Here is an 11,728-nt window from a genome sequence, read left to right as displayed (position 1 = left end):
ACTTCATCGGCGGAAGCGTTCGAGATATTGCGTCCAGTTCCAGGTGGACAGGAACGCCTCGACTGCGTCGTAGCCCTTGTGGTAGAGGGCTTCCATCTGTTCTTCCTTGATGTCGAAGTCGAGGAATCCGATGTCGGTCGAGTCCACGCGGATTGTCCGCGCGCTGACCCACGGCTGGTTGAGGTAGGCCTGATCCCGGCCCACGATCATCGTGGTGAGCACGTCTTCCAATAGGGTGGGCCCGCCGAGCCAATGCAACGGCGCCAACGCCGGGATCACCTTGTCATTGCCCTGCGGAAGATTGGGCAGCAGCGTTATTCCGAATGTGGGCCAGCGCGGCGGTCTGCCGTCGGACCGGTCGAACGAGTCGATCGGAAAGTTCGACAGCACTCCACCGTCGACCAGGGTGGACGTCAACCCACTGGCACTTGTCAGTTTGACGGTGTGGAAGAAGAACGGAATCGACATCGAGGCGCGAACCGCATCGGCGACCTGCTGCTCATCTGGATCGAGACCGTAGACCCGACGGTAGTCCCAGGGCAACCGCACCAGTTGGCCGGTGGTCACATCAGCGACGGTGACCACCAGCCGGTAGCGCCGTTCCGCCGGTAGGGCGTCGTCGTGCAGCGCAAGGTCGCCAAACGTGCCGACACCCAGGTTTTTCAGTTGAGACCGAATCCAGTCGTGCGCGAAATCGCCTTTGTAGATGCCTTCTTCGCTGAGCAGACCCCAGGCCGCGCCGAGTATCGGGATCCCGGTGATGTGTGTCGGGTCGAGGAATTTGCGGTAGGGCACTGTCATGGTGAGCTGCCTGACCTCCTCGGGGGTCAACTGGTCGAACCCGGCGGCCAAGATCGCACCGACAACCGAGCCGGCTGAGGTGCCCGAGATGCGCGGGATCTCGTAACCGGCGTCCATCAATGCGACGACAGCGCCCGACAGCCCGATGCCCTTCACACCGCCACCGGACAGCACAAGATCCGCCTTCAGCGAAGTCGTCGTCATTGGTCCCCCTCAGTGTTCGAGCCTAGGTGCGGGTGTCGGCGCTCCGGGTTCGCCCGCTCCGCGACAACGCGTCGAGGGGCGGACGCGCGCCGTGGTCAGCTTTCGCCCGAAACCCAATCGTAGGCAAGGTATTTCCCGTCGAACGTCACCACCACCCGGTCACCGGAAGGGTGCGGCTTCTTCTGGATGTCCACGCTGAAGTTGATGGCGCTCATGATCCCGTCACCGAACTGCTCGTGAATAAGTTCCTTGATGGCCCCGCCGTATACCTGAAGCGCTTCGTAGAAGCGGTAAATGGTCGGGTCGGTGGGCACACCCGCGTTTGAGAAGGCGGGCAGTCCGCCACGCATCGGCGGCGCCGCCAGCACCGGCACGGCTGACTCGTCGAGACCCAGCATTTCCACCAGCACCTTGCCGAGCTCGGCAGGTATCGGGTGCTGGCCGAGCAACGCCGACGTGGTCCATACGGCCGGCCTTCCGATGGCATCGGCCAGCTCCTGCCAGCTCAGCCCCTTGGCCAGGCGGGCAACCACGATCTGCTCAGTGATCTCGCTTCTGTTCATGAATCCAGGATGCACTCGGCGGAAATACCCGGTTCCCGCCGGTTCATACCCGCCGCTGCGCCGCTCGACCCGTTTCATGTCCGGTCAGTGGGCTTTCGGCGTGAACCTAGGGCTTTGAGCGTGAACCCAGGGCTTTGAGCGTGAACCCAGGGCTTTGATCGTGAACGTAGGGCGGAGTCTGGGCCGACTTTTCGCCCAGGCTTCACTTTCAAAGCCCAGGCTTCACACGCGAAGCCCAGGCTTCACGCGCAAAACCGACCCGCAAGCTCAGTCCGGCTTGGTCGCGCTGACCAGACGGGTGGAAAACCAGGGGCCGCCGTACCACATGCGCCATCCCAGGTTGCGGCGCCGCACATTTCGCCAGCCCAGTTCCCGCAAATGCTCGGCATGCTGACGGGTTTCCCACAGGTCCGCGATGGCGAGCCGGCCGCCCGGGCGCAGCACCCGAACCGCCTCGCGCAGTGCCTGCCGGCGACCCGCGCGGGTCGGAATGTTGTGGATGGCCAGGCTGCTGACGATCACGTCGACGCTCTCGTCGGCCAACGGCAGCGCGGTCATGTCGGCGGTGTGCAGCTCGATGCGGTCGGCGACATTCTCCAGCTCGGCATTTTTCAGGGTGGCCTGCGGCGAGTTGTCGGTCTGGTCGGCTTGCCATAGATCGACCCCGATCGCTCGACCCCGGGGCAGCCGCTTGGCCGCGGCGAGCAACACCGCGCCACGTCCGCAGCCCAGGTCCAGCACCGTCTCGTCGCCGCGCAGCCGCAAGTCGTCGAGAATGCGGTCCCATACCCGGAACTTGCCCGAGCGTGTCGCGTAGATGTACCAGGTCGCGGTCCCGATCAGGTCGACCGCCAACGCCGCCGTCAGCACTGCCACCAACCGCCGGCCGCGGGCCGCGCTGATACCCGACGTCGCCAGCAGAGCCGCAGATCCCGCCCCCACGCCCAGCAGCTGTGTCCCGGCCGAGACGGTGTGGAAGGACCCGTCGTAGCCGTAGTCGCCCCGGTGCTCGCGCGTCGCTACCTCTGCTTTGTGTGCCATCGGATCTTCCTTCACCAGCGGCCCTGATGCACGACTTCGGCGAAGGGCCGCCGATCGGGTTTGCGGATCGGGCGAAGTGGGCGATCGGCGGGATATCCGACGCCGAGCAGAAAGGCCACCTGACGGTCGTCGGGAACGCCCAGGATGGCCCGCGCCTTCTCCTGATCCCCGACCGACGAATGGCCGGTGCCGATACCCAGGTCGGTTGCGGCGATCATCATCGCCATGGTCGCCTGACCGACGTCGTAGTTGTCTGTCACCTTTCTGCGTTCGTCCGGTGGTATCGGTAGGACGAAGGCAATCGCGGCCGCGGCTGAGGCGATGTGGCCGGCTCCTCGCCAGACGGTGGACAGTTCCTGCAGTTGGGTCCGGTCGGTGACGACGACGAAGTCCCACGGCTGGCGGTTTTTCGCCGACGGTGCGCGCCAGCCGGCCTCGGCGATGCGATTCAGGTCTGCCTCCGACACCGGTTCTGAGGTGTACTGCCGCACATTGCGCCGGGCACAGATCGCATCCCAGGTTTCCATCACTCGCCTTTCTCGCACCCCTCCGGCATTCGTCTTGCTAACCAGGGTGCCATCGCTGTCGGTAGCGCGGTCTAGGGTGGCCCGCGATGGCGCTTCATCTCCACCGTGCCGAGCGCACCGATCTGCTTGCCGACGGCCTCGGCGCGCTGTTGGCCGCGCCGCTGCCGGACCCGTTTGCCGAGGAGCTGGTGCTGGTACCGGCCCGCGGCGTGGAACGCTGGCTCAGCCAGCGGCTTTCGCACGTACTCGGCTGCCGGCCGGGCAGTGGCGACGGGGTGTGCGCCGGAGTGGCGTTTCGCAATCCAGGCTCGCTGATCGCTGAAATCACCGGCGCCCGTGACGACGATCCCTGGTCACCGGAGGCGATGACGTGGCCGCTGTTGGAGGTCATCGACACCAGTCTCGACGAGCCTTGGTGTAAGACACTGGCAAAACACTTGGGCCACTTCGACACTGACGTCGCCGAGGCGGAGCTGCGCCGGGGTCGTCGCTACGCGGTCGCCCGCCGGCTCGCCGGGCTGTTCGCCTCCTACGCCCGGCAGCGGCCGCAGCTTCTGGTCGACTGGCTCGACGGCAGCGCGGGTGACCTCGATGCCGACCTGGCCTGGCAGCCCGCGCTCTGGCGCACCCTGGTCGCGGCCGTGCCCGCCGACCCACCGCACATCCGGCATCAGAAGGCCGTCGCGCGGCTCCGCGAAGGACCGATCGACCTGTCTCCGCGGCTCTCGCTGTTCGGGCACACCCGCCTGGCATGCACCGACATCGAACTGCTCGACGCGTTGGCCACCCATCACGACCTGCACCTGTGGCTGCCGCATCCCAGCGACGAGCTGTGGCGGGCACTCAGCGGCCTCCACGACGCGGTGCCACGGCGCACGGACACCAGCCGAGCCGCGGCACGCCATCCACTGCTGGAAACGCTGGGTCGCGACCTGCGCGAGCTGCAGCGAGCACTACCAGCAGGGCCGTCGATCGACGAATTCGTCAGTGGCACAGGCAAACCCGATACATTGCTGGGCTGGCTGCAAGCCGACATCGCCGCCAACGCGGTCCGCCCCGATGGCCGGCTGCTCGCCGCCGGCGACCGGTCTGTCCAGGTGCACAGCTGCCACGGCCCGGCGCGACAGATCGACGTGCTCCGCGAGGCGTTGCTCGGCCTACTGCAAGACGACCCGAAGCTCGAGCCTCGCGACATCGTGGTGATGTGCCCCGACATCGAAACGTACGCACCGCTGGTGGTCGCCGGATTCGGCCTCGGTGAGATGGCCGGGGACGGCCATCCCGCGCATCGACTGCGGGTCCGGCTCGCCGACCGTGCGCTGACGCAGACCAATCCCCTGCTCGGGGTGGCGGCCGAGCTGCTCGCCATCGCCGACAGCCGGGCCACCGCCAGCCAGGTGCTCAACCTCGCGCAGGCCGCGCCGGTGCGGGCCCGGTTCGGGTTTACCGACGACGACCTCGACGCGATCACCGAATGGGTCCGCGAGGCAAACATCCGGTGGGGATTCGATCCGGACCACCGCCGGCCGTACGGCCTTGACAATGTCGTGCACAACACCTGGCGGTTCGGGCTCGACCGCATCCTGACGGGGGTGGCGATGTCCGACGACTCGCAAGCTTGGGTCGGCACGGCGCTGCCACTGGACGACGTCGGCAGCAATCGCGTCGAGCTGGCCGGACGGCTCGCCGAATACGTCGAGCGCCTCCAGAGTGTGATCGAAACCCTCAGCGGCACAAAGCCATTGGCCGGCTGGGTGGAAGCGCTGACGGCGGGCATCGGCCTGCTCACGCAGTCGGATGATGCCTGGCAACACGCGCAGCTGCAACGTGAGTTCGCCGACGTCGTCGCGCAGGCCGGTTCCCGGGCATCGACAACGCTGCGGCTACCCGACATACGTGCCCTGCTGTCCACGCAGTTGGCCGGGCGCCCGACCCGGGCCAACTTCCGTACCGGCACGTTGACCGTGTGCACCATGGTGCCGATGCGCTCGGTACCGCACCGGGTGGTCTGCCTGGTCGGACTCGACGACGGCGTATTCCCTCGGCTCGACGTCCCGGACGGCGACGACGCGCTGGCCCGCGAACCGATGACCGGGGAACGTGACATCCGTTCGGAGGACCGGCAGTTGCTGCTCGACGCGGTGTGCTCGGCCACCGAGACGCTGGTGATCACCTACACGGGCAACGACGAGCACACCGGGCACCCGCGGCCGCCAGCCGTGCCGCTCGCCGAAGTGCTCGATGCGCTGGACCAGACGACGGAAACGCCGGTGCGCCAGCACATCCTGACCCAACATCCGCTGCAGCCGTTCGACCGCAAGAACGTCACTCCGGGTGCGCTGGCACCCGGTGAGGCATTCACCTTCGACCCGGCGGCGCTGGCCGCCGCTCAGGCGGCCTCCGGAACTCGCTGTGCGCCAAAAGCTTTCCTAACCGAGCCGCTACCCGTCGGGCCGGTCCTGAACGTGGAGCTGGCCGATCTGCTCGACTTCTTCAAGGATCCGGTCAAAGGGTTTTTCCGGGCACTCGACTGCACGTTGCCGTGGGATGTCGACGGGATCGAGGATGCAATGCCCGTCGACATCGACCCGCTACAGGCGTGGGTGGTCGGCGACCGGATGCTGCATGACCTGCTGCGGGGCAGGGACCGCAAGTTCGCGATCAACGCCGAATGGCGCCGCGGCACGCTGCCTCCGCTGCGGTTGGGCTGGCGCAAGGCCGAGACGATCAGCCAAACCGCCGCACAGCTGGCCGGCATCGCGCAAAGCCACCAGCGGGTGCAGGCGCTCGCTCATGACATCGCTGTCGACCTCGGGGACGGTCGCGGTGTCACCGGTACCGTCAACCGGGTCTTCGAGAACCGCATCGTCGAGGTCAGCTATTCCAGACTGGCCGCCAAACACAAACTGCAGGCGTGGATCTCGCTGGTCGCGCTGGCCGCCGGTCACCCGGACCGCGACTGGACCGCCATCTGCGTCGGGCGAGGCAGCAAGGACACCATCGAGGTCTGTGCGCTCGGCTCGCCGCCAGATCCGGTGGCCGTATTGCGCGATCTGGTAGCGATTTTCGCCGCGGGCCGGCGCGAGCCGCTGGCGTTGCCGCTCAAGACGTCCTACGCGTGGGCGGAACGCCGCCACCGCGGGCGCGATCCGGTGCAGTACGCCCGCGGCAAATGGGAGTCCAACAATTTTCACGACGGCGAAGACGGGGAGCCCGCGCACGTGCGGGTCTGGGGATTCAAAGCTCCATTCGACGTGTTGCTCGGGCCGCCCGTGCCCGGCCTGGAAATGCCGGGCGAGGAAACCCGGTTGGGTGCGCTTGCCGCCCGGTTGTGGCTACCGCTGCTGGCTGCCGAAAGGAAGCCCTGATGGACCCGTTCGACTTGGTGGGCCCGCTGCCGAAGCCGGGCTCCACCACGGTGCTGGAAGCCAGCGCCGGCACCGGCAAGACATTCGCGCTGGCCGCGCTGGTCACTCGCTATCTCGCCGAGACCGCCGCGACGCTCGACGAGATGTTGCTGATCACGTTCAACCGCGCCGCCAGCCGGGAGCTACGGGAACGGGTGCGCGATCAGATCTTTCGGGCGCTGACCGCCTTGGAGGGCCGCATGCCACCGGCAGACGACCTCGTCGCGCACCTCATGCGTGGCACCGAAAGCGAGCGCGACGAAAGTCGCACGCGTCTGCGTGACGCGCTGGCGAACTTCGACGCGGCCACCATCGCGACCACGCACGAATTCTGCGGGTCGGTACTGAAATCGCTTGGCGTTGCCGGGGATACCGCCGCCGACGTCGCGCTTCAGGAGAGTCTCGACGACCTGGTCGGCGAAATCGTCGACGACCTCTACCTCGCCCGGTTCGGGGGCGGCGACAACGAGCCCGTGCTGGCCTACAAAGATGCGCTGACCCTCGCCCGTGACGTCGTCGACGACCCGTGTGCGCAGCTGCGACCGCTTGATCCCGAACCGGAGAGCGCACCCGCGGCCCGACTACGGTTCGCCGCGGCCCTGTGCGGCGAACTCGAACGCCGCAAACGCCGGCTGGGCGTCGTCGGCTTCAACGATTTGTTGACCGGGCTCGCGAAAGCTCTTGCCGCAGAAGACTCACCGGCACGAGAGCGGATGCGCGGGCGGTGGCGCATCGTCCTGGTCGACGAGTTCCAGGACACCGATCCGATCCAATGGCGGGTGCTGGAATGCGCGTTCGCGGGTCACTCCACCCTGATTCTGATCGGTGACCCGAAGCAGGCCATCTACGGTTTCCGCGGCGGTGACATCCACACCTATCTGGAGGCCGCCCGCACAGCCGAAGCCCGGTACACGCTGGGCGTCAACTGGCGCAGTGACTCCGCGCTGGTGGACAGCTTGCAGACCGTGCTGCGCGGGGCGGCACTCGGCCACCCGGACATCGTCGTACACGAAATCCACGCTCGTCACCACGGACGCCGCCTCACCGGTGCTCCGCATGACGCGCCGTTCCGGCTGCGCGTCGTCAAACGCCCCGCTCTGGGCTACGACGAAATAGACAACATCCCGATCGACATTCTGCGGCGGCACATTCCGAGGGATCTGGCCGCCGACATCGGATCGCTGCTCGCCTCCGGCGCCACCTACGACGATCGGCCGGTCGCGGCCGGGGATATCGCGGTGATCGTCGAGCAGCACAAGGACGCACGCGCTTGCCGGGACGCCCTTGCCGCCGCCGGTATTCCGGCGATCTACACCGGCGACACCGACGTGTTCGAGTCGCAGGCCGCCAAAGACTGGCTGTGTCTGCTGGAAGCCTTCGATGCCCCGCACCGCAGCGGGCTGGTTCGCGCCGCGGCGTGCACTATGTTCTTCGGGGAGACCGCGGAAACCCTTGCCGCCGAAGGCGATAAGCTCACCGACCGAGTGGCCGCCACGCTGCGGGAGTGGGCCTCACACGCTCGGCAGCGCGGCATGGCAGCGGTCTTCGAAGCCGCGCAGCTGCACGGCATGGGCCGCCGGGTGCTCGCGCAGCACGGCGGCGAGCGGCACATGACCGACCTGGCCCACATCGCGCAGCTGCTGCACGAGATCGCGCATCGGGAGCACTCCGGGCTACCGGCGCTGCGGGACTGGCTGCGGCGGCAGTGCGCCGACCGCAGCGGTGAGTCCGAACGCAACCGCCGTCTGGACAGCGACGCGGCCGCGGTGCAGATCATGACGGTCTTCGTGGCCAAGGGACTGCAGTTCCCGATCGTCTATCTGCCGTTCGCCTTCAACCGGAATGTCCGCAAGAGCGACATTCTGCTGTATCACGAAGAGAACGGAACACGCTGTCTGCACATCGGCGGTAAGGGCAGCCCCGATCGCCGCCAAGTCGAAGAACTGCACCGAACCGAAGAGGCGCGCAACAACATTCGGCTCACCTATGTCGCGCTGACCCGGGCGCAGTCACAGGTCGTGGCATGGTGGGCGCCGTCGTGGGACGAGCGCAACGGCGGCTTGACCAGGCTGTTGCGCGGTCGCAGCCTGGATGAGGCGCAGGTGCCGGACAAGTGCGACTCCGCGATCACCGACGAAGACGCGTGGACGTTGTTCGGCCGGTGGCAGGACGCCGGCGGACCCGCGGTGGAGGAATCGACGATAGCGACGCCGGCGGTTAAGCCCGCCGCGCTGCCGGATTCCCATTTCGAAGTACGGCACTTCCATCGGGCAATCGACACCAGCTGGCGACGCACTTCCTATTCGGCCTTGATTCGTGGCAGCGAATCCGCCGGTCTCGTCGGCACCCAGAGCGAACCGGAGGTTGACGTGCGCGACGACGAGGTGGACGACGTCGTGGTCACCGTGCCTGGCGATGGCGACGACTTCGATGACTTAGCTTCGCCGCTGACCGGGATGCCGGCCGGTGCCGCATTCGGGTCGCTGGTGCACGCGGTGCTCGAGGCCACGGATCCGGGTGTGCCCGACTTGGCGGCCGCGCTGGCAGAGCAGGTTCGTCGACAGTTGGCGTGGTGGCCCATCGGTGTCGGCGCTACCGAGCTAGGGGCCGCGTTGGTGCCCATGAACGACACCCCGCTGGGACCGTTGGCCGGCGGGTTGACGCTACGCGAGATCGGGCTGCGGGATCGGTTGCGCGAGTTGGAGTTCGAGATTCCGTTGGCCGGCGGCGACGCGCGTGGCGCCGCGCCTGACGTCTCCTTGTCGGACGTAGGTGAGCTGCTGCGAGCGCATCTGCCCGCCGATGACCCACTGGCGTCGTACGCCGACCGATTGGCCTCGGGCGGGTTGGGTGATCAGTCGCTGCGCGGATATCTGACGGGCTCGATCGATGCGGTACTGCGCCTTCCCGACCAGCGCTACCTGGTGGTTGACTACAAGACCAACCACCTCGGCGACACCGCTGCCGATTACCGCCGCGAACGGTTGGCAGAGGCCATGTTGCATTCGGATTATCCGTTGCAGGCGTTGCTGTATACCGTTGTGCTGCACCGCTTTCTGCGCTGGCGGGTGCCCGGTTACGACGCGGCGCGGCACGTGGGCGGGGTGTTGTACGTGTTCGTGCGGGGCATGTGCGGCGCGGATACGCCGGTGGTCGACGGGCATCCGTGCGGAGTGTTCAGCTGGCAGCCGCCGGCCGGGCTGGTAACGGCGCTGTCCGATCGTCTGGACGAGGGGCGGCGGGCGGCATGACGCTCACCGATGTCGAGGTCGCCATCCGAGCACCCGGCGTACTGCGGGCCTTCAACGAAGCCGGTGTGCTTGACGTGGCCGATGTGCGTGTTGCGCAACGGCTCTGCGAATTGGGCCAGGAGACGGACGAACAGGTGGCGCTGGCGGTAGCGCTGGCCGTGCGGGCGCTGCGGGGCGGATCGGTGTGCGTCGACCTGGCGACGGTCGCGCGTGTGGTGGGATCGGCCTTGCAAGACGATGCGGTGTGGCCCGATCCGGCGGAGTGGCTGGCCGCGGTGCGCTCGAGCACGCTGTTGGCTGACCCGCCGGTGCTGCATCTCCACGACGACCACCTGCTCTACCTTGACCGCTACTGGCGCGAGGAAAAGCAGGTGTGCGACGACCTGCTCGCGCGGCTGGCTTCGACGACACCCGTCAAGATGCCCGATTGTGAGCGACTTTTCCCTTCAGGCTACCGGGAGCAGCGGGAAGCGGCGGAAGTCGCTCTGTCGCAAGCGGTCACGGTCCTCACCGGCGGTCCCGGCACCGGCAAGACCACCACGGTCGCAAGACTGCTGGCGCTGGTTGCCGAGCAGGCCGAGCTCGGCGGCTCGGGGCAGCCGCGGATCGCGTTGGCAGCGCCGACTGGCAAGGCCGCGGCGCGACTGGCCGAAGCGGTCCAGGGGCAGGTTGCCAAGCTTGATGCGTCCGATCGCGCGCGGCTGGTAGAGCTGCGGGCGACGACGCTGCATCGGCTGCTGGGTCGCAGACCCGATTCGTCGTCACGCTTCCGGCACGATCGCGCTAATCGGCTGCCACACGACGTGATTGTGGTCGACGAGACCTCGATGGTGTCGCTGACTTTGATGGCGCGGCTACTGGAAGCGGTACGTCCGGATGCACGGCTGATCCTGGTCGGCGATGCCGACCAACTCGCGTCGGTGGAAGCCGGTGCGGTGCTCGCGGACTTGGTGGACGGCCTGTCGGGCCGCGACGATGTGCGGGTCGCGGAGCTGCGGACGTCGTATCGGTTCGGGCGGTCGATCGGCTTGCTCGCGGAGGCGATCCGCACCGGCGAAGCGGACAATGCGTTGGCGCTGCTGCGATCGGGTGACGAGCACATCGAGTTCATCGAGGACGAGGACCCGACCGAGCGGCTGCGGTCGATCCTGATGCCGCACGCGCTTCGGCTGCGGGAGGCCGCGGTGCTGGGGGCGGCCGATACCGCACTGGCGACGCTGGACGAACACAGGCTGCTGTGCGCCCACCGGCATGGGCCTTTCGGTGTTCGGCACTGGAATCGGCAAGTGGAGAAGTGGCTTTCGGAGCAGACGGGTCTGCCGCCGTGGTCGGAGTGGTACGCCGGGCGCCCGCTGCTGGTGACTGCGAACGACTACGGGTTGCGGGTCTACAACGGTGATACCGGTGTGACGGTGGCAGGTCCCGACGGTCTGCGCGCTGCCGTCGCCGCTGCCACAGGGCCGCTGGACTTCGCAACCAGCCGGTTGAGCGACGTCGAGACCATGCACGCGATGACGATCCACAAGTCCCAGGGCAGCCAAGCCGGCGAAGTGACGGTGCTGTTGCCGTCCGAGGACTCGCGGTTGCTGACGCGGGAATTGTTCTACACCGCGGTGACTCGCGCCGAGGGCAAGGTGCGCGTGGTCGGTTCGGACGCGTCCGTCCGGGCTGCGATCGGCCGCCGCGCGGCGCGAGCCAGCGGTCTGGCGCAGCGCCTACGTGGGACCGTACGTCCGTGACGAGTCGAGCCGCTCGTCACACAGGCCACTTTGGTACCAAAACGCAGGCCATGTTATGGCTCGCAAATTGATAGCGCCGGCGATATCACTTGCCAAATATCTGGACAAGCCACGCAGGGGACTGATGTGGCTGGTGTGACTTGAATGCCGTTGCCGCAGGAAATTTCCGAGCGCGGTAGTCAATACCGCGAAAAT

The 11,728-nt window shown here is 67.3% G+C and carries 7 protein-coding genes; 3 read left to right on the top strand and 4 right to left on the bottom strand.

Going from position 1 to position 11,728, the window contains the following annotated elements; translation table 11 throughout:
- Nucleotides 1-3: 3 nt before the first annotated feature.
- The 4 genes from A5791_RS03295 to A5791_RS03280 all read right to left on the bottom strand — a co-directional run bounded on the left by A5791_RS03295 (nt 4) and on the right by A5791_RS03280 (nt 3,136).
- Nucleotides 4-1,005: a patatin-like phospholipase family protein gene (locus tag A5791_RS03295; protein ID WP_067230987.1), complete on the bottom strand. Its 1,002-nt coding sequence runs from the start codon at nt 1,003-1,005 to the stop codon at nt 4-6.
- A gap of 95 nt (nt 1,006-1,100) precedes the next feature.
- Complete coding sequence (gene cynS / locus A5791_RS03290) at nt 1,101-1,568, bottom strand: cyanase (protein ID WP_067231086.1); 468 nt, start codon at nt 1,566-1,568, stop codon at nt 1,101-1,103.
- Nucleotides 1,569-1,835: 267 nt separating this feature from the next.
- Entirely contained in the window at nt 1,836-2,609 is a 774-nt protein-coding gene (locus A5791_RS03285) for a class I SAM-dependent methyltransferase (protein WP_067231083.1), read from the bottom strand.
- Between the two features lie 11 nt (nt 2,610-2,620).
- On the bottom strand, nt 2,621-3,136 hold the full coding sequence (locus A5791_RS03280) for a nitroreductase family protein (RefSeq protein WP_067231079.1): 516 nt from the start codon (nt 3,134-3,136) through the stop codon (nt 2,621-2,623).
- Between the two features lie 86 nt (nt 3,137-3,222).
- On the opposite strand from A5791_RS03280, the gene recC reads away from it, so the two are divergent.
- From recC to recD, 3 genes are read left to right on the top strand one after another with little or no spacing between them, the layout of a single operon-like run.
- Nucleotides 3,223-6,504, top strand: coding sequence for an exodeoxyribonuclease V subunit gamma (gene recC / locus A5791_RS03275; RefSeq protein ID WP_067230983.1), 3,282 nt, complete (start codon nt 3,223-3,225; stop codon nt 6,502-6,504).
- The gene (gene recB, locus A5791_RS03270; protein ID WP_067230980.1) at nt 6,504-9,794 is read left to right on the top strand and encodes an exodeoxyribonuclease V subunit beta; all 3,291 of its coding nucleotides are present in this window, start codon (nt 6,504-6,506) and stop codon (nt 9,792-9,794) included. The genes recC and recB overlap by 1 nt, the downstream gene beginning before the upstream one ends.
- On the top strand, nt 9,791-11,533 hold the full coding sequence (gene recD, locus A5791_RS03265) for an exodeoxyribonuclease V subunit alpha (RefSeq protein WP_067230977.1): 1,743 nt from the start codon (nt 9,791-9,793) through the stop codon (nt 11,531-11,533). The genes recB and recD overlap by 4 nt, the downstream gene beginning before the upstream one ends.
- Nucleotides 11,534-11,728 lie beyond the last annotated feature (195 nt).

Origin of the sequence: Mycobacterium sp. 852002-51163_SCH5372311 (assembly GCF_001667115.1) — a bacterium.
In the GTDB taxonomy this organism is placed as follows: domain Bacteria; phylum Actinomycetota; class Actinomycetes; order Mycobacteriales; family Mycobacteriaceae; genus Mycobacterium.
This window is presented reverse-complemented; position numbering and strand designations above follow the sequence as displayed.

Excerpts from the sequence above, each read along its gene's own strand:
- cynS (WP_067231086.1), bottom strand. The coding sequence starts at position 1,568 with ATGAACAGAAGCGAGATCACTGAGCAGATCGTGGTTGCCCGCCTGGCC.
- recB (WP_067230980.1), top strand. The coding sequence starts at position 6,504 with ATGGACCCGTTCGACTTGGTGGGCCCGCTGCCGAAGCCGGGCTCCACC.
- A5791_RS03280 (WP_067231079.1), bottom strand. The coding sequence starts at position 3,136 with ATGGAAACCTGGGATGCGATCTGTGCCCGGCGCAATGTGCGGCAGTAC.
- recD (WP_067230977.1), top strand. The coding sequence starts at position 9,791 with ATGACGCTCACCGATGTCGAGGTCGCCATCCGAGCACCCGGCGTACTG.
- A5791_RS03285 (WP_067231083.1), bottom strand. The coding sequence starts at position 2,609 with ATGGCACACAAAGCAGAGGTAGCGACGCGCGAGCACCGGGGCGACTAC.
- A5791_RS03295 (WP_067230987.1), bottom strand. The coding sequence starts at position 1,005 with ATGACGACGACTTCGCTGAAGGCGGATCTTGTGCTGTCCGGTGGCGGT.
- recC (WP_067230983.1), top strand. The coding sequence starts at position 3,223 with ATGGCGCTTCATCTCCACCGTGCCGAGCGCACCGATCTGCTTGCCGAC.